Genomic DNA, 21,525 nt, shown 5'->3' with positions numbered 1-21,525 from the left:
TGGTGAAGTTTACTTGAGCGTGAGGGCGGCGGATAATGCCGAATTATCATCGCGACGATGCACACGAGACATCGGCGAGGGGGCGTTTCATGGAGATGCACGAAATCCGCTATTTTCTGGCGGCCAGCGAGACTCTCAACTTTCATCGCGCGGCGGACCTCGTTCACGTCGGCCAACCTGCGCTGACGCGGGCCATACAGAAGCTGGAGGCGGAACTTGGCGGCCATCTTTTCCACCGCGAGAAAACTCGCGTCCGGCTCACCGATTTTGGCTGTCTGATGCGGACCCATCTGGACGAAGTTTTCCGGCGTTCGGAGACTGCGAAGAGGACAGCCAGGAGCTTCCTCTCTCTGGAAACCGCGTCGCTGACGCTCGGTGTGATGTGCACCATAGGCCCGCTGCGCTTCATCGGCTTCCTCAATATCTTTCGAGAGCGCTATCCAGGCATAGAAGTGACAGTGATCGAGGGCCCGGCAAGCCATCTCACCGACCTTCTGATGGAGGGCAAGCTTGACGTCGCCCTGCTGGCCAGGCCCGAACCCTTCGGCCATGGTCTGAAGGCGGATCCTGTTTACCGGGAGCGCTTCGGGCTCGCCTTCTCGACCGGCCATCCTTTCGAGATGCGCAATACGCTTCATCTTACCGACGTCCGTGGCGAAGCCTATCTTGAGCGCATCAATTGCGAATATGGCGATCACATAGACGGGCTATGCCGGAATATCGGCTTCGATATCCGCAGCGCCTTCCGCAGCGAGCGCGAGGATTGGATTCTGGCGATGATCGCTGCGGGCATGGGCGTCTGCTTCATCGCGGAGTACTCGGCCAGCCATCCCGGTGTCTGTCACAGGCCCGTCGTCGACCCTGAAATCATACGCGAGGTGTCGCTCGTTTCAGTGGCCGACCGCTTGCCTTCACCTGTTGTCTCGGCTTTTGCCAAGGCGGTGAAGGAGCACGACTGGCAAACGGCCCAATAGGTGCCCCCGTCGGCACCGTCGGCCTGGCAGCGCTGTTCGTTGGGGGACGGCGCACCTAATTCCGCCCGTAAAAAACATTCTCAACATGCACCGGCCAGCGCCACGGCAGCACCGCGACCATGTCGAAGCGAACCGACAATCTTCCATAGTCGGATTGGCGCGACAGCCAGAGATCGGCGGCGCTTTCGATGCGGCGCTCCGATTCGTAAGCGATAGCCTCCATCGCTTCCATCAGTGTGCGGCGCGCTTTCACCTCGACGATCAGCACCAAGTCGCCGCGCCGCGCGATCAGGTCGATCTCGCCGAACCGCGTGCGGTGGCGGCGCGCCAGGATCCGGTAGCCTTTTACCATCAATGCCGCCGCCGCCAGCCACTCACTGCGGTGGCCGCGCCGATAGGCCCGCTGGCGGCTGGCGACCGGGCGTTCAGCCATCGCCGTCCTTCCCGGCGTCCCGGTTCTTCCCTGTGTCCTTGAGTTCGAGCAGCCGCCGGTAAAGCGCCTGCTTTTGGCCGCCGGTCATCTTGGCGGCTTCCGCCGCCGCCTTGGAGGCCGGCATTTCGGCGGCAAGCGAAAGCAGCAGCCGGTCGATGTCGGCCGGTTCGTCGGCGGTCGCTTCCAACGGGCCGACGCAGATGACGATCTCGCCCTTCGGCGTGTCGGCCGCCGCGTAATGATCGGCGAGCGACTGCAAGGTGCCAGTCCGCATTTCCTCGAAGGTCTTGGTCAGCTCGCGGCCGATCGCGGCCCTGCGCTCACCGCCTAGCGCCACGACCATGGCACTGAGCGTCTCGGCCAGCCGGCGCGGCGATTCGAAGAAGATCAGCGTCGCCGGCACGGTTTTAAGCGCCTCCAGCCGCGCCAGCCGCTGTCCAGTCTTCACCGGCAGGAAGCCGGCAAACAGAAAGGCGTCGGAGGGCAGGCCTGATGCCGTCAGCGCCGCAAGCGGCGCCGACGGGCCGGGGATCGGCACGACACGAATGCCTTGGTCGAGCGCTTCGCCGACCAGCCGGTAGCCGGGATCGGAGATCAGCGGCGTGCCGGCGTCCGAGATCAGCGCCACGCTCTGCCCGGCCAGCAAGGCTGCGATCAGTTTTGGGCCGGCCTCTGCGGCATTGTGCTCGTGATAGGCAGTGGTGCGGCGGCGGATGCCGTAGCGGTCGAGCAGCACGCGGCTGACACGCGTGTCCTCGCAGGCAACGATATCGGCGGCGGCGAGCGTTTCAAGCGCGCGTAATGTGATATCGGCGAGATTGCCGATCGGCGTCGCCACCAGATAGAGCGCCGGCGCGAGCGGCCGGGCTGGTATTTCGGTCTGGCCGATCACATAGCTGCGTCTTGCCAACTCGCCGGTCACCGGTGTCCCCCGTCAGGCTCTGACACTTTGAATAGGCTCTGACACTTTGAATGCATTCGGCCCTGTTTGGCACGGCTCACGCTCGGTTGCAAAACCCGTGCCGAAGTGAAGCACTCGCCATGCCTTCGCCACAGTACGGAACGAAACCATGCCCGGCGGATTTACCCCTGATCTCGGGAGGAGCAGGATGGACAGTCTTAAGATACAGGACGTTTTCGAACCCTACTATGCAGGGCGCAAGCGCTTTGCCGCGCGAAAGGACAAGGGTCAGCCTGCCAAAACCGGCGCCGGCTTGGCCAAAAAGCCGCGAAAGCGTCGTCCTTCAAAGGCAACCGACCTGGAAATCAAGCCTTCGACCGGCACCGGCAGCACGATGGAGCACTGACCAGACGATGCCCAATCGCTTCGACATTTTCATCACCCGCCTTGAAACGAAAAGCTCCCGCAACGGAGCGCCCCCACACCCGATGAGCGATCAACACCGCGCCCGCCGCGACAAGGGCGACGCCAAGCCGGCACGCTCCGGTGAGGCGGACGCCGAGAAAGACCACGCCAAGGGCCGCCACAAACACGACGCCTAATTCCTCGGCCCAGAGGGCGCGCTGTCCCCTTCCCCATCAAAGGGTCTGCACTCCTGCTCCGCCCGTTAATGACGAAGGCATGGCGCTCTACCGCGCCAGATCCGCCACCACGGCGTCGAGCACGATCATGCCGGCCGGAGTGGCGCGCAGGCGGGCATTGCCGATCGGCTCGACCAGCCCCTCGCCCTGCAGCACTGACAGCCGTGCCGTCGAGAGGCCGCGGCCGGAAAACGCTTCGTAACGGGAGAGGTCGATGCCCTCAGTCAGCCTCAGCCCCATCAGCAGGAACTCGTCGGCCTCTTCCGAGCGCGTCAGGGTCTCGCCGCCAGTGATGCCATGGCCCTTGGCCTCGACCAGATTGGCCCAGGTTTCCGGCATTCTTTCGGCGATCGTCACCACGCGGCGGCCGTTTTCGACGAAGCGGCCATGCGCGCCGGGACCGATGCCGACATATTCGCCATAGCGCCAATAGGTCAGATTGTGCCGACTTTCCGCACCAGGCCTGGCGTGGTTGGAAATCTCGTAGGCCGGAAGTCCATGCGCGGCGGTGATCTCCTGCGTCAACGCGTAGAGATCGGCGGCAAGATCATTGTCGGGAACGGCGAATTTCTTGGCCGCATGCAGCGCGTGGAACGGCGTGCCTTCCTCGATGGTCAGCTGATAGAGCGACAGATGGTCGGCGGCGTGGCTGATAGCCTGTTCGAGCTCCGCCTGCCACGCTTCAGGTGTCTGGCCGGGCCGTGCGTAGATCAGGTCGAACGACAGCCGCGGAAAGATCTCACGTGCTAGGCCGATCGCATGCAGCGCTTCGTCGACATTGTGCAGGCGGCCGAGGAAGCGCAGATCCTTGTCGTTCAGCGCCTGCACGCCGAGCGACACGCGGTTGACGCCCGCCGCCCGGTAGCCGCGAAAGCGCTCGGCCTCGACCGAGGAGGGGTTGGCTTCCAGCGTCACCTCGATGCCGGCGGGCACCGTCCAGTTCTTCGCCACCGCGTCCAGCACCGTCGCCACGGTTTCCGGCTTCATCAGCGACGGTGTGCCGCCGCCGAGAAAAATGCTGGTCACCTCGCGCGGTCCGGTGCGGTGGCGCATCGTCGCAAGCTCGGCCTCGAAGGCGCGCGCAAAACGCTCCTGGTCGACCGGCTGGTGGCGGACATGGCTGTTGAAGTCGCAATAGGGGCACTTGGCCGCGCAGAACGGCCAGTGGATGTAGACGCCGAAGCCGGGGCTGCGGTCAAGCAGCATGGTCATTTCACAGCCGATCGTGCCAAATCCAGTCTGGCTTGCGCGAATTTCTGGAAGGCGCGGGCGCGATGCGACAATGCCGTCGGCTGGCCGGGCTTCCAGCCATGTTTTTCCTCTGCGGTCATCTCGCCGAAGGTCTTTTCGAAACCGTCCGGCACGAACACCGGGTCGTAGCCGAAGCCGAGTTCGCCGCGCGGCGGCCACACCAGCGTGCCCTCGACCTCACCTCGGAAATATTCGGCCGCGCCGTCGGGAAAGGCCAGGCAGATGACGGCGACGAAGCGGCCCTTGCGCTGCGCAGGCGCGACCGCGCCGACTTCCTGCAACGCCACTTCCGCTCGCTGCATCGCCATGCCGAAATCGCGCGAACCGTCCGGCGCCTCGGCCCAATCGGCGGTGTAGACGCCGGGCGCTCCGCCCAGCGCATCGACACACAGGCCGGAGTCGTCCGATAATGCCGGCAGGCCTGTCGCCTTGGCGGCGGCAAGAGCCTTGATATAGGCGTTCTCCTCGAAGGTGGTGCCGGTCTCGTCCGGCTCCGGCAGGCCGTATTCCTTGGCCGACTTCGCTTCTATGCCGAATGGCGCCATCAGATCGGCGAATTCGCGCAATTTGCCGGCATTATGGCTAGCAACGACAATTCTGTGCCCATCAAGCGAATGCATCAGAAGCCCCAGATTCTTGGTTCGGCGAATTCGATCGAATTGCCGGAAGGGTCGCGAATATAGATCGAGCGGCCGCCTTGCGGCCATTCGAACTCGCTTTCGATGGCGATTTTCTTCTGCTCAAGATGTGCCTTCCAGCGCACGATCTCGTCCGCACTCGCCGCAAAGCAGAGATGGCCGTCGCCGACAGTGCCGTGCGGCGGCACCTTCAGTCTGGCATCGGGCGCCGGCGGCACCTTGGTCGCCTCGGCGTTGAAGATGAGCAGCACGCCGTCCCCGCAACGGAAGAAAAGATGCCTGCCGTCGACCTTGCCCAGCAGATCGAGCCCGAGCACGCCGGTGTAGAAGGTTTCCGCAGCAGCGAGGTCTGTGACGTATAGTGCCGATTCCAGGATTGCAGAGGGAGTCACGAAGCACCCCCCTCTGGCCTGCCGGCCATCTCCCCCTCAAGGGGGGAGATTGGCAGCTTCTGCGTCGTCGCGCACCCTTCGATGTTGGAGATTGGCGAAGGCCGAAATGACATCCGATCTCCCCCCTTGAGGGGGAGATGGCCGGCAGGCCAGAGGGGGGCGGACAAGCTCGGCATTTTTAGGGCTACGCCACGGCCATCTGCTGCAGGCTGACCAGTCGCGCAATGCCCTTCTTGGCCAATTCCATCAGCGCCGTGAACTGCTCTTCCGAGAAAGGCTCGCCCTCGGCCGTGCCTTGGATCTCGACGATGCCGCCCTTGCCGGTCATGACGAAGTTGGCGTCGGTGCCGGCCGAGGAGTCTTCGAGATAATCGAGGTCGATGACCGGCTGGCCGTCATGGATGCCGCAGGAGATAGCCGCGACATGGTCCTTCAGCACCTTGGCGACGCTGGCCATCTGCCGGGCTTCCATCCAGCGCAGGCAGTCATGGAGCGCCACCCAGCCGCCGGTGATCGACGCGGTGCGCGTGCCGCCATCGGCCTGGATCACGTCGCAGTCGACGGTGATCTGCTGCTCGCCGAGCGCCTGCAGATCGACCACGGCGCGCAGCGAACGGCCGATCAGCCGCTGGATTTCGAGTGTGCGGCCGCCTTGCTTGCCGGCCGAAGCTTCGCGGCGCATGCGCTCGCCGGTCGAGCGCGGCAGCATGCCGTATTCCGCCGTCACCCAGCCCTTTCCGGAATTGCGCATCCAGCCCGGCACTTTTTCCTCGAGGCTGGCCGTGCACAGCACATGGGTGTCGCCGAACTTCACCAGGCACGAACCTTCCGCGTGCTTGGAGACGCCGCGCTCGAAGGAGATGGCGCGCATTTCGTCGAATTGGCGTTTAGAAGGGCGCATTCAGGCTTTTTTCCTATCTTTTTCGGAATCGTGGCCGGCTTGTAGCCGCATGGGGCGCAGGGCGCAAAGGAAAATGGCCGGTTGCGCGGGTGTGGCCGAAGTCTATATCTTTGGGCCGGAGGTATTTGGCTCGAATGACCAAGGCAGTCGATCCCGGTTCCCAGTCGGCGGCAGTGCTCCAGTCGCCCGCGCTTCAATCGCCCGCACTCCAGTCGCTCGACATGCGCTCGCGCGACATCTTTCGGCGCATTGTCGATTCTTATCTGAAGGACGGCGAGCCGGTCGGCTCACGCAGCCTGTCGCGTATCCTGCCGTCGTCGCTGTCGCCCGCCACCATCCGCAACGTGATGAGCGATCTCGAGCATCTCGGCCTGATTTATGCGCCGCATATCTCGGCCGGCCGATTGCCGACCCAGGCCGGCCTGCGCTTCTTCGTCGATGCTTTTATGGAGCTTGGCGACCTCTCCGACGAGGAGCGCCGCACCATCGAGGCGCAGGTACGCGCCTCCGGCTCGGGCGCGACGCTGGAACATCTGCTCACCGAAGCCAGCCAGATGCTGTCCGGGATGTCGCGCGGCGCCGGCCTCGTGCTTGCCGCCAAGAACGAGGTGCCGCTAAAGCACATCGAGTTCATCCAGCTCGAGCCGAACAAGGCGCTGGCCGTGCTGGTGTCGCAGAACGGCGACGTCGAAAATCGCGTCGTCGACCTGCCCGCCGGCATCACCGTCTCGCAATTGCATGAAGCGTCAAACTTCCTCAATGCCCATATCCGTGGCCGCACGCTGGCCGAGGCGCGGATCGAGATCGCCCGCATCAAGGAAGAGACCAAGGCCGCCCTCGACACGCTGTCTCAGGATCTGGTCGAGAAGGGCCTTGCGGTCTGGGCAGGCGCCGAGAGCGGCCTGCCGGCGCGTCTCATCGTGCGCGGCCGCGCCAACCTGCTGGAAAATGTCACCGCGCAGGCCGACATCGAGCTCCTGCGGCATTTGTTTGAGGATCTGGAGACGCAGGACGGGCTGATCCAGCTTCTCGACCTTGCCGAGGAAGGCTCCGGTGTGCGCATCTTCATCGGCTCGGAAAACAAGCTGTTTTCGCTGTCCGGCTCGTCGCTGGTCGTGGCGCCCTATCGCGACAAGGACGCCCGCGTCATCGGCGCGCTCGGCGTCATCGGCCCGACCCGGCTGAACTACGCCCGCATCGTGCCGATGGTCGACTATACCGCGCAGCTTATTTCCCGCATGCTGCGGTAATGCATGTCGCCCAAAAGCCTGCCCTCGGTTGAGCAGCGGTTTTGGAATAACGACATGCATGAAAACAAGAAAGCAAAGCGAGTCGCAGGAACCCCTCAACCGCGACGCGCTTTGGGTGGACCTCAAGGAGAAAAAAATGGCGCTGGAATCATTCAAGGCTCAGATCAGCCTGTTGCTCGAGCAGATGATCAACCAGCCTGAGGATCAGCATGAAGTGCAGGAGCAGCTGCGCGAAAAGCTGAGGGAAATGCGCGCCATGGGCCTGCCGTTGCCGGCCGATCTCGTCGCGCTCGAAAAGCGTCTGGATGATGATTTTTACGCGGCCGGAAACTGAGCCCGAAAGACAAACGGTCGATTGCTTCAACTCTCCGTGTGCTGGACCGGTCAAAGCGGAACTTGATCGGTGGGTTCGCCTGGCCGGCGGCGCTGGTGCAATCGAATCCGACTCTCAGGGAGTACACGCCTGCCCGCCTTTGTGCGACAAGGTCAGTCTTAAAAGGTCGATTCCGATTTTCGGGGTCATGCGCTAAGGCCGAAACCATGACCCTCACCGGATTCCTCGCTTATAGCGTGGCCCTCGGTATCGCCGCCGCCATCCCTGGCCCGGGGCTGACCGCGCTTATTGCGCGTGCGCTCGGGTCCGGCTTTCGCTCGGCGCTCGCCATGTCCTTCGGACTGATGCTCGGCGATCTCGCCTATCTCACCGCCGTGGTGCTCGGCCTCGCTCTCGTCGCGCAGACCTTCGGCATGGCCTTCCTGGCGATCAAATGGCTGGGCGTCGCCTATCTCGCCTTCCTTGGCTGGCGCTTCTGGACGAGCGGCATCACGTCCGAAACGGTGGAGGCGAAGAAGGGCAGGGGCGGGTTGGTGTCCAGCTTTATTGCGGGCCTCGCCGTCACGCTCGGCAATCCGAAGACCATGATCTTCTATCTCGCCATCACGCCGACCATCGTTGATCTGAAGACCATCACACTCGCCGACTACGGCATCCTCGTGGCGCTCACGCTCGTCGTGCTCCTGGTGGTGCTGGTGCCCTATCTGGTGCTGGCGGCCAAAGCGCGCGGGTTCCTGAAGTCGCCGCGCGCGCTGAGGGCGCTGAACCGCACCGCCGCCGGTTTCATGGCCGGCGCGGCGGCTGCGATCGCCGCCCGGCAATAGGCCACTTTGGCCTCGGCTGGAATGCTTTTCCGGGGCGAGTGTGTTTTCAGCATGCGACCCACTCGGATATTTTCAAACGGCAGACTATCTTGCGCGGCCGAAGGCTTTATCCTGCCTGGTCGAGACTTAGCTGCCTGACTCTTGCCCGCCTAACTCTTGGGAGCGAAACCAAATGAACAAGCCCGCCACCACCGCGCATGTTCCCGGCCGCGGCCGCATCTACAATTCGATCACCGAGACGATCGGCGACACGCCGCTGGTGCGGCTCGACAAGTTCGCCAATGAAAAAGGCGTCGTTGCCAATCTGCTGGCCAAGCTCGAATTCTTCAATCCGATCGCCTCGGTCAAGGATCGCATCGGCGTCTCGATGATCGAGGCGCTTGAGGCATCGGGCAGGATTGCGCCCGGCAGGACCACGCTGATCGAGCCGACCTCTGGCAACACCGGCATCGCGCTCGCCTTCGCCGCCGCCGCCAAGGGCTACAAACTGATCCTGACCATGCCGGAAACCATGTCGGTCGAGCGTCGCAAGATGCTGGCGCTGCTCGGCGCTGAGCTGGTGCTGACCGAAGGGCCGAAAGGCATGAAGGGCGCCATCGCCAAGGCTGACGAGCTGGCCGCGACGCTGCCCGACGCCATCATTCCGCAGCAGTTCGAGAATCCGGCCAATCCGGAAATCCACCGCCGCACCACGGCCGAGGAAATCTGGAACGACACCCAAGGCGAAGTCGACATCTTCGTCGCCGGCATCGGCACCGGCGGCACCATCACCGGCGTCGGCCAGGTGCTGAAGCAACGCAAGCCCTCCGTGCATGTCGTCGCCGTCGAGCCGGAAGCCTCGCCGGTGCTGTCGGGCGGCCAGCCCGGCCCGCACAAGATCCAGGGCATTGGCGCCGGCTTCGCACCAAAGATCCTCGACACGACGATCTATGACGAGATCGTCAAGGTCTCCAACGAGGATTCAGTCGCCAATGCGCGGCTCGTCGCCCGCCTCGAAGGCGTGCCGGTCGGCATCTCCTCGGGCGCTGCGCTGCAGGCGGCGATCGTCGTCGGCTCGCGGCCGGAGAACAAGGGCAAGAACCTCGTCGTCGTCATCCCATCCTTCGCCGAGCGCTATCTGTCGACGATCCTGTTCGAAGGGCTGGGGGCTTAGGGCATATTGGTATTTGTGCCGGTCTGCGGTTGCGGTTTCCTGCGCTTCCGTATCGCCCGCTAATTGTCGAAGCCGGCGCGGCCCCTCACCTGCCTGCCGGCATCCTCTCCCCGTAAACGGGGCGAGGGGCGCTCTCATAGACGGCCTCGCCAATCGCCAGCGTTGCAGAACAGGGCAATGAGGGGCGGCGCCTGCGCTCGGCCTTAGCTCCCAAACATCGGATCTTGTCTGACCTCCGGCCTTTCCCGAACCTCATTCTTCGGCTGCGAGTCCCGCCCGCCGTTCCTGCAGGAACCGGCGCACGGCCGGATCGCGTTCGAGGCCGATCGCCCGGTTATAGGCCTCGGCCGCTTCCCGGGTTTTGCCGAGCCTGGCCAGGAGGCCCGCGCGGGCGGCCCAATAAGGCTGATAATCATGCAGCCGTTTGTCGTCGCCAAGCCCATCAAGTGCGCTCAATCCCGCCGCGGCGCCGTCGGCCTCGGCGATGGCCACCGCGCGGTTGATCGATACCACCGGCGAGCCGGCAATCACCGACAGCGCATCATAGAGCTGTTTGATCGCGGCCCAGTCGGTCCGGCTGGTCAGCCGCCTTGTCGTATGGGCGGATTGCACGGCTGCCTCGAGCTGATAGCGGCCGACGACGCCCTTGGCCGCGGCGTGCTTCAGCAATGTCTCCGCTTCGTCAATCAAGGCCCCGTCCCACAGCGCAAGCTCCTGCTCGGCCAAAGGCACATAGTCTCCGGCGGCGTTGCGCCGCGCCGCACGCCGTGCCTCGGCAAACAGCATCAGCGCCAGCAGGCCAAGCGCTTCCGGCTCATCCGGCATCAGCGAGGCTACCAGCCTGCCGAGCCAGATGCCTTCGGTCGCGAGATTGCGGCGGCGGGTTTCGGTGCCGGCCGGGTCGGACCAGCCTTCGGCAAACGCGGCGTAGATCGCTTCCAGCACCGCATCCAGCCGCTCGCCGAGCTCGGTTCTTTCGGGCACCCGGAACGGAATGCCGGTCTCGCGGATGCGGCTTTTGGCGCGCACCAGGCGCTGGCCCATCGTTGCCGGTGACACCAGGAAGGCCGAGGCGATCGTCGCTGCGTCGACGCCCAGAATGGCCTGCAGGATCAGCGGCGCGCGCACGCCGGCCTCGATCGCCGGATGGGCACAGGCAAACATCAGCCGCAGCCGCTCATCGGGCAGGTCTTCATCGATCATACGGGCCTCCATCTCCTCGGCGATCAGCCTGAGATGGTCGCGGCTCGCCTCGCTGGTCAGTCGCCGCCGGATCGCGTCGACGCGGCGTCTGCGCGCCACCGCCAGCAGCCAGGCTTCCGGCTTCTGCGGCACGCCGGTTTGCGGCCAGCGCTCCAGCGCCGCCGCAAAGGCGTCGGCCAGCGCGTCCTCGGCGCCGGCCACGTCGCGCGTGCGGGCGGCGAGGAAGGCGATGAGCTTGCCATAGCTTTGGCGGGCGGCCGCTTCCGCTGCCGCCCGGGCGACCTCCGGGTCATTCGTCATCACATGGTTTGTTCCCAGATCGGCCGCACCTCGACCGTGCCGGTGCTGGCAGCTGGGCATCGCGCCGCCCAGGCAATCGCCGCGTCGGCGTCCTCAGCCTCGATCATGTAGAAACCGGCGAGCTGCTCCTTGGTATCGGCATAGGGACCGTCGAGCACGTTGGTCTTGCCGTTGGCCATCCGCACCGAGGTCGCGGCTTGGGTCGGCTTCAGCCGGTCACCGGCCAACCAGGAGCCGGACTTCTTCAACGCCTCGGTATAGGCGCCATAGGCTGCGCTGATCTCGTAGGTCTTCTCCGTCGGCGCGGCCGCCATCGCGGCTTCGTTCACGTAGATCAAAAGCATGTATCGCATGGTCTTCTCCATTTTCGAAGGCCGCATCGTTGCGAGCCGAACGTATGTCGCGCGGCCTCGCGCGATTTCGACAGGCTCTGCGAAAATCTTTCGGCTCCGATCGCACATCGCGCAAGCGGCCATGCGTTGCGGCAACACTCAGCCGTTCGTCTAATGGATATTATTGCGGGTTGGCATTTCCCACCCGCTGTCTAAACTCGCCTCGGCTCGTGCTGGCGAGGGCGGTACGGCCGCTGATATTTCAGGGAGGAAATCATGATGCTCAATTTCAGAACGAAGGTTGTTGCCGCCGGCGCGCTGGCGCTGTCGCTAGGCCTTGGCGCGGTGCCGGCCAAGGCACAGGAGTTCATCAACGTGCTGACCGGCGGCACCTCGGGTGTCTACTACCCGCTCGGCGTCGCGCTGTCAGAAATCTACGGCAAGGGCATCGAAGGCGCCCGCGCCCAGGTGCAGGCGACGAAAGCTTCGGTCGAGAACCTCAACCTGCTGCAGCAGGGCAAGGGCGAGATCGCCTTCGCGCTCGGCGATGCCGTCAAACTGGCCGCCGAGGGCAACACCGAGGCCGGCTATCCGGGCAAGCTCGACAAGCTGCGCGGCATCGCCGCGATCTATCCCAACTACATCCAGATCGTTGCCAGCAAGGAGTCCGGCATCAAGACGCTCGCCGACCTCAAGGGCAAGAGCCTGTCGGTCGGCGCGCCGGCCTCCGGCACCGAGCTCAACGCCCGCGCTATCTTCGCCGCCGCCGGGCTGAAATACGAGGATCTCGGACGGGTCGAGTATCTGCCCTTCGCCGAATCGGTCGAGCTGATCAAAAACCGCCAGCTCGACGCCACGCTGCAATCGGCCGGACTCGGCGTCGCCTCGATCCGCGACCTCGCCACGTCGGTGCCGATCAACGTCGTCGCCGTCCCGGCGGAGGACGTCGCCAAGATCGGCTCGCCCTATCTTTCGGTGGCCATTCCCAAGGGCACCTATGAGGGCCAGACCGAGGATGTCGCGACCGCCGCCGTCGGCAATTTCCTCATCACCCACGCCGACGTCTCCGACGAGACCGCCTATCAGATGACCAAGCTGTTGTTCGAAAATCTCGACCAGCTCGCCGCCGCCCATGCAGCCGCCAAGACGATCGACATCGCCAAGGCGCTCGACGGCATGCCGGTGCCGCTGCATCCCGGCGCCGAGCGGTATTACAAGGAAAAGGGGCTGGTGAAGTAGGGCCGCTCCCTCCCCCTTGAGGGGAGGGTGGACAGCCGCCGAAGGCGGATGGACGGGCGGGGTCGTTGCGGCAGTGCGCGGCCCCTGAACCGACCCCACCCGCCTCGCTTCGCTCGGCACTCTCCCCTCGAGGGGGAGGGCGCCCGCCAGGAACCCCGCCAATGACCGAAACCCCGACCGTTCTTTCCCCCACCGCCGAAGCCCCGGTCGAAGGCCTGCCGCCGGGTTTCGGCGAAGGGCTCGCCGGCAAGGCCGCCTTTCTCATCGCCATCGCCTTCTCCATCTTCCAGATCTACATCGCCGCCTATGGCAGCCTGCCGAGCCAGGTGGTGCGCGCCATGCATGTCGGTTTTCTGCTGCTGCTCGGCTTTGGCCTGATCGCCAATCTGCGCGCCACAAGCACACCGGCCAAAGCAGCGTTCTGGACGCTCGGCTTGCTCGGCTTCGCCACCGGCCTCTACAATTGGGTGTTCTATGCCGATCTCATCCGGCGCTCCGGCTTCCTCACCACGCCGGACCTGATCGTCGGCGCGGTGCTGATCGTGCTGGTTTTCGAGGCAGCGCGGCGGCTGATGGGGCTGCCGCTTGCTCTGATCGCCTTGATCTTCTTCGCCTACGCATTCGCCGGCAATCATCTGCCGCCGCCCTTCATCCATCGCGGCTATGATTTCGCCCAGCTCATCGACACCTTCGCCTTTGGCACCGAAGGCATATACGGCACGCCGGTCTACGTCTCGGCCGCCTATATCTTCATCTTCGTCGTCTTCGCCGCCTTTCTCGAACGCGCCGGCATGATCGCGCTGTTCAACGATTTCGCCCTTGGCCTGGTCGGCTCTTGGCGCGGCGGCCCGGCCCAGGTCTGCGTTCTGTCCTCGGCGCTGATGGGCACCATTTCCGGCTCCGGCGTCGCCAATGTGGTTGCCTCCGGCCAGTTCACTATCCCGCTGATGAAGCGCTTCGGCTTTCGTTCGGCCTTCGCCGGCGCCGTCGAGGCGACCTCGTCGATGGGCGGCCAGATCATGCCGCCGGTGATGGGCGCGGTCGCCTTCATCATGGCTGAGACACTGAACATTCCCTATGCCGAGGTGGTCAAGGCGGCGATAATCCCGGCGCTGCTCTATTTTGGCGCCTGCTTCTGGCAGGTCTACCTGGAGGCCGGCAAGGCCGGCCTGCAGGGCATGGCCAAGGCGGACCTGCCCAATCCGTGGGACGCGGTGAGAAGACATTGGCCGCTGGTGCTGCCGCTGGCCGCACTTATCTATCTGCTGTTTGCCGGCTATACGCCGATCTTCGCCGGCACCATGGGGCTGGCGCTGACCATCGTGCTCATCCTCGGCACGCCGCTGGCGGCGCTGATCGGGCCGCTTGCGTTCCGCATCGTCTTCTGGCTGGCGCTCGGGCTTGCCGCCGCCTCTTTCATGAGGTTCGGCGTCAATATCCTCAGCTTTGTGATCGCTGGGCTAATTGTCGCCTGCGTCACATTCAGGGGCGGACGCGAGACGCTGCAGATATGCATAGACTCGCTTGCCGAGGGAGCAAAGAACGCGCTGCCGGTCGGCATCGCCTGCGCCATCGTCGGCATCGTCATCGGCACTTTGACGCTCACCGGCATCGCCTCCACCTTCATCGGCTTGATCATCTCCATCGGCGAGAACAATCTGTTCCTGTCGCTGGTACTGACCATGCTGACCTGCCTGGTGCTCGGCATGGGCATCCCGACGATCCCCAATTACATCATCACCTCGTCGCTGGCCGGGCCGGCATTGCTGTCGCTTGGCGTGCCGCTGGTGGTCAGCCATATGTTCGTCTTCTATTTCGGCATCATGGCCGACCTCACTCCGCCGGTGGCGCTGGCCGCCTTCGCCGCCGCGCCGATGGCCAAGGAGAGCGGCCTCAAGATCGGCATCCAGGCCACCAAGCTTGCCGTCGCCGGCTTCGTCGTGCCGTTCATGGCGGTCTATACCCCGGCGCTGATGCTGCAGGACCCCGGTCCGATCGCCGCCCAGTTCAGTTATCCGGTCGAGGTCGCCTATATCGTCGCCAAGGCCTGCATGGGCATTGCCATGTGGGGCGCAGCCGCCGTCGGGTTCCTCGCCCGGCGCATGGCCTGGTGGGAACGTCTCGTCGCCTTCGCCGCCGGCGTGCTGCTGGTTGCCGCACTGCCTGTCACCGACGAAGCCGGCTGGGCGCTCTCTGTCGCCTGGATCGGCTGGCACTGCTGGCGTGCGCGGCAAGCCACCGGCACCGCATGAGCCTCTGTATCCTCGCCGCCGGCAAGACGGTGACGCTCACTGTCGCCGCCTTCACGCTCGCCTGGACGCATTCGGTGGAAAAGACGCATTGGCAGGAAGACTGGAAGGTGATGCCGTCCGGCTTGCAAATCGTCGAGGCACGGATCAAGGGCTCGGGCGCCGGCATGGAACCGCCGGAAGGCTCGGTGCTGCGAGACGGTTGGTGGATCTATAAACCAAAGATGGCGCCGCAGCGGCGCCTTGTGCTCGCGGCCTCTGGCGCGACAGGTGAAGGCTGGACGCTCTGCACGGTTCAGGGCTGCCGCGAACTCGCCAAGGCGGCAGGCGATGCGACCGTGCTGGAGCCCTGCGAAGGTTCGAGCCAGCCGCGATAACGGACGATGATTCCAGTGAAGCGGTGTGAAATCTCGACATGGAAGCGGAACCGGCCGTCTTCCACGGTTTCGTAGGATGTCGAGCGCGGGCACAGCCACAGCGGCAGCGGCAGACCCCAAATGCTCCATCGACGCAGGGCGAGCGTCAGCCGTCCATCTTCGGCGACCAGCGCCATCGCGAAGGTCAACGGGCCGAAGCGTTCGCACAGCAGCCGCTGCGACCGGTCCCGGCCAGCGCACTGTCGGCTTGAAAAACTGTGCGCGCCGAATGTCCGGGTCCAGGTTTCGCCATCCTTGCCGGGTTCAAACCGGACACGGACAGGGATATCGGCGCACGGCTTCGGAAACCCGACCAGCCAGGCCGTTAGCCGGCCAAGGATATTACCTCCGCGCTCGACCCGCGCCCGTCCTTCCGCTGTCGTCGTGCCATCATGCATGGCGCGGATCTCGTCCGGCAGGCTTAGCCAGGCGTCGCCGAGCAAGGCGGCATAAAGCGGCGTGTCCAAATCAACGGGTTCGTTTCTGAAACCTGTGTAGATCGTCTTGCTGGCAAACAGCGCTTCATAATCCTCAAGCTCCAAATCGTGCACGGCAGCCCGCGCGCCAGGCGGCGCCTCATGTCCATCCAGCGCCTTGCGGACCAGCGCCTCGACCGCCATCGACGGGATCAGCGGCCCGTCATTGCCCTCCGCCAGCAGGTGCCACGATCGTGTGACCGCTACGCCCGTCTGGTCCGATCCCGCCACCTCGACGAACATGCCGCCGCGGTGCTCGCCCCAGCGCAGCCGGTTCGTCGCCATCTGCATGAGCGGGGCCAGCGGCGAAAGCGAGCGGACTGTTCGCGCGCGCACCAGCCAGGCAAGCCCGATCAAGGCGCGGTGAAGCACTTCGGGAACCGGCCCAGCTCCCATCCAGATGGTTTTCGCTTCCGGCCAAAGCTCTGCCAGTGCGCGCAGGTCGGGGACGTCGACCAGCGAGAACAGCGTATTTCTCAGTGGCAGGCGGCCCGGCGGCGCGATGGTGTAGCGCGTCTGGTCGGTGAACGGATGGCCTAGCGCTGAACGACCGTTCCGCACGAGCGTGACCGGCTGGCCGGCATAGCCGGCTATGGCGCGGATCACGTTTTCGCCGACACCGGCAAACGGCGACGGCGCGATGCCGCCGCGGATGCGGTCGACCCGAGCCATGTCCGCAGACAGGCGACGCACTGCCGCCGCCGTCAGCACCGGAAAACTGGAGACCCCGGACAGCACGAAAAGACCAGCCTCTCGCGCCGCCTCATTGAACGCAGACACGCCGGCGACGAAATCCGAGCCGTCGGCGAGGTCGAGATAGTTGACGCCCTGGTCCATGCAGGCCTCGATCAGGCGGTACCGGCCCTCGCCATAGGCCTGGAACGGGCCGCTGGCATCGATCAGTATATCGGGCCGCAGCGGTGAAAGTTGCTCGACGATATCGCCGTCGCGGTCGAACAGCGCAGGAACGATCCGGGCGACGGCACGATCGCGGCTCTTGCAGTAGGCATCGGCCCTAGCCAGCGAGCGCCCGGCGACGATCAGGGTTAGGCGCGGCTCGTTTTCAAGCAGTTCGACGATCCGGCCGCCAAAGCTGCCATAGCCGCCGACGATGAGGATCTTCATCGCGGCTCCCCCAAAAAGCTAAGGGTCCCGTTATATCGGGCAAAGCGAAAACCTGCTGGAGCTCGGCGCCTAGCCAATCAGCCGCCCCTCCAACTCGGCGGAAGGGATCTCGCAACTCGCTTTCCTGCCGAACAGCGCGTAACGGTTCTTGGCAATGCGATCGTAGAGCCAGTTGCGGAGCGGGCGCGGCAGCAGGAGCAACGACTTCGCCGCCAGCCCCGTTCGGCCATGGCGGCAACGAACCTGTCCAGGCGGGTGAAGGCGGCGCCGTCGATGAGGGCCAGATTGGTCTCGTAGCTGTCCGTCCGCAGTCCATATTTCGAAACAGTGCTTCACCGAGCGGTGACTGCGCCGTGGCGAAGCGGAAGCGGCTTTTGCGGTCGAGCCCCACCACCATGCGCACGAAGCCCGAGCACAGCACGCAAACGCCGTCGAACACGATCAACGGCTGGCTTGCATCGAAGGCGGGTTTTTCAGGAGGATTGTCTGGCTGGGTGGTCACGCGAGTCCCGGCTGCTTGGTGTCAAACGACACTAAGCTTGCCGGCTGCGAGATCAAAGTCCCTAGAATCTCAGAACCTTGGTGTTGTCGCACGCCGCCTGTCGGCGAGCGCACGACGTTCCACGCGATAGGTCGTCGCACGGTGATCGGCGGCCGGCCTGCAGATCCGGCTGTCGTGACGGCTTTCCATGGTCGTCATCAGTGTGCGCTGATGCCGAGCGTATGGCTGCGGCGTGCGCAAGCGGGGCCAGGGCCGCGCATGTAATAGCGCTCCGGCCGGTAGGTCGGCGCGACAAATTCGCGGATGGCGGCAGCGTAGCCGATGAGGTGCGTCAAGAAGCTCATTTTACCTGTCCCTGTCCCGATTTCGGATGTCCCTTCCGAATTGCGGAGATCATAGCGTCTAGGCGTGAATAGTCGGTGAACACGATGTTAATATCTGGTCGAAAAGGCCTTGGTTCGTGGCCGCAATGCGGCTGATTCGGGGTCTTTCCATGCAGTTCGTCGACATTTCGGTCGATGTGACTTTTGCATCACATATGTTTCGTTTGGATGTCGCTCGGACGCGTTTCTGTTTCAGCCTTGGCCAGCGCCGCGAAATTTCCTTGCTTGCTTGGGGAAAGTCAGGAACCCGTCCGAACGCCGGACGTTGACGCCCAGAGCCGGGACCCACCCGGCCCAGCAGGCTGCGGCTTCCGAGCGAAACCGCCGCCGGAACCCCAAACCAGCAAGAACAATGGAAAGGCAAAAGCCATGGGTTTCTTTTCGAAAGACATCAAGACGCTGGACGACCTCTTCGTCCACACGCTGCGCGATATCTATTACGCCGAAAAACAGATCGAGAAGTCGCTGCCGAAGATGATCGACAAGGCGACCGACCCGCAGCTGAAAGCCGGCCTTGAAAAGCACCTCGGCCAGACCAAGGGCCATATCGAGCGCGTCGAGAAGGTGTTCGAACTGCATGGCGTGAAGGCCAAGACGGTCAACTGTCCGGCCATCGACGGCATTCTCGAGGAAGCCGATGAAGTCAGCGGCGACATCGATGACAAGGACGTTCTCGACGCCGCCCTGATCGCATCCGCGCAGGCGGTCGAGCACTATGAAATAACCCGTTACGGCACGTTGATCGCCTGGGCCAAGCAGCTTGGCCGCACCGACTGCGCCAATGTCCTGGCCAACAATATCAAGGAAGAGCAGGCGATCGACCGCAAGCTTACCGAGATTGCGGAAGCCAAGGTCAACCTTCAGGCCGCCGAATAGCAGTCTCGATCCAGGCAATGCCGGGCAACCCGGCTTGCCTCGCTTTTTCGCGGGGCCGGAACTGAAACTGTTTCTATCCGTTCAAGGCCTCGTGTCGGCGTCGCCAAGCCGAAGCCGTCACAGCAAATCGGCGCCACACCAAACCGTTATAGGATCGCGTGTTATGGCCAGCCTTGAGCAGTATCATGCCAAGCGCGATTTCAAGAAGACCGCCGAGCCGGCCGGCAAGGTCGTTCGCAACAGGAAAGGTGAGGCTGGCGGCATCTTTGTCGTCCACAAGCACGCCGCGACACGGCTGCATTACGACCTTCGGCTAGAGCATGGCGGCGTGCTGTGGAGCTGGGCGATAACACGGGGTCCGAGCCTCGATCCGCATGAAAAGCGGTTCGCCGTGCATGTCGAGGACCACCCGATCGACTACGCGTCCTTCGAGGGCACCATTGCCAAGGGCGAATATGGCGGCGGCTCGGTCATCGTCTGGGACGAAGGCAAATGGCAACCGGAGACCGATCCGGCCCAGGCGATGAAAAAGGGCCATATCAGCTTCGAGTTGCACGGCCACAAGCTGAACGGTCTCTGGCATCTGGTGCGGCTGAAGCCGCGTCCCGGCAAAACGCGCGACAATTGGCTGCTGATCAAATCCGACGATGCCGCCGCGCGCCCAGGCGAGGACATTTTGCAGGAGGCGCCAAAGTCGGTGAAGTCGGGCCTGACGATCGAGGAGGTCGGCGAAGGCAAGACGGCCGACGGCAAGAAGCCAAGGGTCTGGCATTCGAACAAACGGCCCACCAGCAAGGCGAAGGCCAAGGCGGCAAAGCAGCTCGAATTCATCGCACCATGCCTCGCCACACTGCAGAGGGATGCCCCTCCCGGCAAGGAATGGCTGCATGAGGTGAAATTCGACGGCTATCGCATGCAGGCGCAGCTTGCCGGCACAAAGGTGCGGCTGTTGACCCGCACCGGCCTCGACTGGACGGACAAAATCGGCGGCGCGATTGTTGCGGAACTCAAGCGTCTGAAATGTACCGACGCCATCGTCGACGGCGAGATCGTCGTGCTGGCGGACAGCGGCGTCTCGTCCTTCGCGCTGCTCCAGGCTGACCTGTCGGCCGGCCGCACGGATCGTTTTCTCTATTACGTCTTCGACCTGATGCGTCTCGACGGCGAAGACCTGCGCCCAGAGCCGCTGGTCGAGCGCAAGCAGACTTTGCAGGACTTGCTTGGCAAACAGCCAGACAATTCGGCAGTCCGCTTCAGCGACCATTTTGCCGAACCGGGCAAGGTCATGCTGGAGCACGCCTGCCGCATGGGGCTGGAAGGCATCGTTTCCAAGCGCGCCGACGCGCCCTATCGCAGCGGCCGCGGTCTGTCCTGGGTGAAGTCGAAATGCACGCTGCGCCAGGAATTCGTCATCGGCGGCTACCTGCCGTCGGAGAAGACCGGGCGTGGATTGCGCTCCTTGCTGGTCGGCTACCATGAGGGCGGCAAGCTGCACTATGCCGGCCGTGTCGGCACCGGCTTTTCGATGCAGAGTACCAACGACCTGAAGAAAAAGCTGGATGCGCTCAAGGCGAAAACCTCGCCCTTCGATAGGGCGGTACCGAGGGGCAAAGGGCTGGGCAAAAGAGTGGTTTGGGTGAAGCCCAAACTTGTCGGCGAAGTGGAGTTCCGTACCTGGACGTCCGACCGTATAATACGCCACGCCTCGTTCCAGGGATTGCGCGAGGACAAGCCGGCGGAGGAAGTCGTGGAGGAAAAACCGAAGGCACCCGCTGGCAAGGCCGACGCCAAGGCAAAGCCTGCCGACACCAAGGCAAAGCCTGCTGGGGGCAAGGGCGAGAAATCCACCTCTGTCAAATCCACGGAGGCGGCAAACACCGTCGTAAAACTTTCTCATCCGGACAAGCTTCTGTGGCCGCAGGAGAAGGTATCGAAGCAGGGCCTGCTCGATCACTACGCTTTGGTCTGGCCGCGCATGCAACAATTCGTCATCGATCGGCCGCTCAGCCTTGTGCGGGCGCCGGACGGCGTCGGCGGCCAACGCTTCTTCCAGAAGCATGCCTCGGCCGGCATGCATGACAAGATCGCCAAGATGAAGGATCCGACGGACGGCGAGGAGATACTGTTCATCCGCGACATCGACGGTGTCGCTGCCTTGGTCCAGCTCGGCGTGGTCGAGATCCATATCTGGGGCTGCACCATCGATGAACTGGACAAGCCGGACCAGATCATCTTCGATCTCGATCCCGACGAAGGCGTCGACGTGAAAGCGGTGCGCGCGGCGGCGCTCGAAATTCACGGCCGGCTCGATGCGCTGTCATTGCCGAATTTCGTCAAGACGTCGGGCGGCAAGGGCTACCATGTCGTCGTGCCGCTGAAACCGTCGGCGGATTGGGATGAGGTGAAGGACTTCGCCCATGATTTCGCCCGCGCCCTCGAGCAGGCCGCCCCTGATCGGTATACAGCGACGCTGTCGAAGAAGGCGCGCACCGGCAAGATCTTCGTCGACTATCTGCGCAATGGCCGCGGGTCGACCACGGTGGCACCCTATTCGTCGCGCGCCAAGAAAGGCGCTACGGTCTCAATGCCGGCGACCTGGGCGGAGATCGAGGCCGGGTTGGCGCCGAACGCCTTTCCGATCGGCGACAAGACGACGCTGAAGCAGTTGGCGAAAGCCGATCCCTGGGCGGATTTTTTCAAGCAGGGCAAGCCGCTCAAGCGCGGCTGATCAG

22 protein-coding genes are annotated in these 21,525 nt (G+C 64.0%); 11 read left to right on the top strand and 11 right to left on the bottom strand.

Annotation, left to right across the window (positions count from 1 at the left end):
- Positions 1-35 precede the first annotated feature (35 nt).
- Positions 36-974, top strand: a complete 939-nt coding sequence (locus tag AC0NIE_RS04335) for a LysR family transcriptional regulator (protein WP_473485718.1) — start codon at positions 36-38, stop codon at positions 972-974.
- 55 nt (positions 975-1,029) lie between these two features.
- On the opposite strand, the gene AC0NIE_RS04330 is transcribed toward AC0NIE_RS04335, so the two are convergent.
- Both AC0NIE_RS04330 and rsmI read right to left on the bottom strand, forming a co-directional pair.
- Positions 1,030-1,407, bottom strand: coding sequence for a YraN family protein (locus AC0NIE_RS04330; protein WP_123145990.1), 378 nt, complete (start codon positions 1,405-1,407; stop codon positions 1,030-1,032).
- Positions 1,400-2,329, bottom strand: a complete 930-nt coding sequence (rsmI, locus tag AC0NIE_RS04325; RefSeq protein WP_473485717.1) for a 16S rRNA (cytidine(1402)-2'-O)-methyltransferase — start codon at positions 2,327-2,329, stop codon at positions 1,400-1,402. Before rsmI ends, AC0NIE_RS04330 begins: the two co-directional genes overlap by 8 nt.
- A 187-nt stretch (positions 2,330-2,516) precedes the next feature.
- On the opposite strand from rsmI, the gene AC0NIE_RS04320 reads away from it, so the two are divergent.
- Positions 2,517-2,714: a hypothetical protein gene (locus AC0NIE_RS04320; protein WP_123145992.1), complete on the top strand. Its 198-nt coding sequence runs from the start codon at positions 2,517-2,519 to the stop codon at positions 2,712-2,714.
- A 283-nt stretch (positions 2,715-2,997) separates the two neighbouring features.
- Here the strand turns inward: AC0NIE_RS04320 and hemW are convergent, their stop codons facing one another.
- The 4 genes from hemW to rph form a co-directional block, all read right to left on the bottom strand.
- The gene (gene hemW / locus AC0NIE_RS04315) at positions 2,998-4,161 is read right to left on the bottom strand and encodes a radical SAM family heme chaperone HemW (protein ID WP_473485716.1); all 1,164 of its coding nucleotides are present in this window, start codon (positions 4,159-4,161) and stop codon (positions 2,998-3,000) included.
- Positions 4,158-4,820 (bottom strand): RdgB/HAM1 family non-canonical purine NTP pyrophosphatase, encoded by a 663-nt coding sequence (gene rdgB, locus AC0NIE_RS04310; protein WP_473485715.1) that lies wholly within the window; start codon positions 4,818-4,820, stop codon positions 4,158-4,160. The genes hemW and rdgB overlap by 4 nt, the downstream gene beginning before the upstream one ends.
- Positions 4,820-5,230 (bottom strand): VOC family protein, encoded by a 411-nt coding sequence (locus tag AC0NIE_RS04305; protein ID WP_473485714.1) that lies wholly within the window; start codon positions 5,228-5,230, stop codon positions 4,820-4,822. The genes rdgB and AC0NIE_RS04305 overlap by 1 nt, the downstream gene beginning before the upstream one ends.
- 184 nt (positions 5,231-5,414) lie before the next feature.
- Positions 5,415-6,131, bottom strand: coding sequence for a ribonuclease PH (gene rph / locus AC0NIE_RS04300; RefSeq protein WP_292183601.1), 717 nt, complete (start codon positions 6,129-6,131; stop codon positions 5,415-5,417).
- A 134-nt stretch (positions 6,132-6,265) separates the two neighbouring features.
- On the opposite strand from rph, the gene hrcA reads away from it, so the two are divergent.
- The 4 genes from hrcA to cysK all read left to right on the top strand — a co-directional run bounded on the left by hrcA (position 6,266) and on the right by cysK (position 9,692).
- On the top strand, positions 6,266-7,381 hold the full coding sequence (gene hrcA, locus AC0NIE_RS04295) for a heat-inducible transcriptional repressor HrcA (protein WP_095495919.1): 1,116 nt from the start codon (positions 6,266-6,268) through the stop codon (positions 7,379-7,381).
- A gap of 136 nt (positions 7,382-7,517) precedes the next feature.
- Positions 7,518-7,715 carry a hypothetical protein gene (locus tag AC0NIE_RS04290; protein ID WP_029347942.1) on the top strand — a complete coding sequence of 66 codons (198 nt, stop codon included), beginning with the start codon at positions 7,518-7,520 and terminating at the stop codon, positions 7,713-7,715.
- Between the two features lie 206 nt (positions 7,716-7,921).
- The gene (locus tag AC0NIE_RS04285) at positions 7,922-8,539 is read left to right on the top strand and encodes a LysE family translocator (RefSeq protein ID WP_473485713.1); all 618 of its coding nucleotides are present in this window, start codon (positions 7,922-7,924) and stop codon (positions 8,537-8,539) included.
- Between the two features lie 172 nt (positions 8,540-8,711).
- Positions 8,712-9,692 carry a cysteine synthase A gene (cysK, locus tag AC0NIE_RS04280; protein ID WP_473485712.1) on the top strand — a complete coding sequence of 327 codons (981 nt, stop codon included), beginning with the start codon at positions 8,712-8,714 and terminating at the stop codon, positions 9,690-9,692.
- Between the two features lie 252 nt (positions 9,693-9,944).
- Here the strand turns inward: cysK and AC0NIE_RS04275 are convergent, their stop codons facing one another.
- Entirely contained in the window at positions 9,945-11,195 is a 1,251-nt protein-coding gene (locus AC0NIE_RS04275; protein WP_473485711.1) for an RNA polymerase sigma factor, read from the bottom strand.
- Positions 11,195-11,548, bottom strand: a complete 354-nt coding sequence (locus AC0NIE_RS04270) for a YciI family protein (RefSeq protein ID WP_027155901.1) — start codon at positions 11,546-11,548, stop codon at positions 11,195-11,197. Before AC0NIE_RS04270 ends, AC0NIE_RS04275 begins: the two co-directional genes overlap by 1 nt.
- 258 nt (positions 11,549-11,806) lie before the next feature.
- Between AC0NIE_RS04270 and AC0NIE_RS04265 the strand changes: the two genes are divergently transcribed.
- From AC0NIE_RS04265 to AC0NIE_RS04255, 3 genes are all read left to right on the top strand, one after another.
- Complete coding sequence (locus tag AC0NIE_RS04265; RefSeq protein WP_473485819.1) at positions 11,807-12,766, top strand: TAXI family TRAP transporter solute-binding subunit; 960 nt, start codon at positions 11,807-11,809, stop codon at positions 12,764-12,766.
- A 161-nt stretch (positions 12,767-12,927) separates the two neighbouring features.
- Complete coding sequence (locus AC0NIE_RS04260; protein ID WP_473485710.1) at positions 12,928-15,018, top strand: TRAP transporter permease; 2,091 nt, start codon at positions 12,928-12,930, stop codon at positions 15,016-15,018.
- Positions 15,015-15,392: a DUF1850 domain-containing protein gene (locus tag AC0NIE_RS04255; protein ID WP_473485709.1), complete on the top strand. Its 378-nt coding sequence runs from the start codon at positions 15,015-15,017 to the stop codon at positions 15,390-15,392. Before AC0NIE_RS04260 ends, AC0NIE_RS04255 begins: the two co-directional genes overlap by 4 nt.
- Here the strand turns inward: AC0NIE_RS04255 and AC0NIE_RS04250 are convergent.
- The 3 genes from AC0NIE_RS04250 to AC0NIE_RS04240 all read right to left on the bottom strand — a co-directional run bounded on the left by AC0NIE_RS04250 (position 15,311) and on the right by AC0NIE_RS04240 (position 17,878).
- On the bottom strand, positions 15,311-17,032 hold the full coding sequence (locus tag AC0NIE_RS04250; protein ID WP_473485708.1) for a DUF4166 domain-containing protein: 1,722 nt from the start codon (positions 17,030-17,032) through the stop codon (positions 15,311-15,313). The two genes, AC0NIE_RS04255 and AC0NIE_RS04250, sit on opposite strands and share 82 nt — an antisense overlap.
- 69 nt (positions 17,033-17,101) lie before the next feature.
- Positions 17,102-17,233, bottom strand: a complete 132-nt coding sequence (locus AC0NIE_RS04245) for a hypothetical protein (RefSeq protein WP_473485829.1) — start codon at positions 17,231-17,233, stop codon at positions 17,102-17,104.
- A 498-nt stretch (positions 17,234-17,731) separates the two neighbouring features.
- Positions 17,732-17,878 carry a hypothetical protein gene (locus tag AC0NIE_RS04240; RefSeq protein ID WP_123146006.1) on the bottom strand — a complete coding sequence of 49 codons (147 nt, stop codon included), beginning with the start codon at positions 17,876-17,878 and terminating at the stop codon, positions 17,732-17,734.
- 408 nt (positions 17,879-18,286) lie between these two features.
- On the opposite strand from AC0NIE_RS04240, the gene AC0NIE_RS04235 reads away from it, so the two are divergent.
- Positions 18,287-18,793, top strand: coding sequence for a YciE/YciF ferroxidase family protein (locus AC0NIE_RS04235; RefSeq protein ID WP_473485707.1), 507 nt, complete (start codon positions 18,287-18,289; stop codon positions 18,791-18,793).
- Positions 18,794-18,956: 163 nt separating this feature from the next.
- Positions 18,957-21,521 (top strand): DNA ligase D, encoded by a 2,565-nt coding sequence (gene ligD / locus AC0NIE_RS04230; protein ID WP_473485706.1) that lies wholly within the window; start codon positions 18,957-18,959, stop codon positions 21,519-21,521.
- The last annotated feature ends 4 nt before the right edge of the window (positions 21,522-21,525 follow it).

It is taken from the genome of Mesorhizobium sp. WSM4842 (assembly GCF_055901575.1).
The sequence above is the reverse complement of the archived record's forward strand: the minus strand, read 5'-3'. Positions and strand labels throughout refer to the sequence as shown.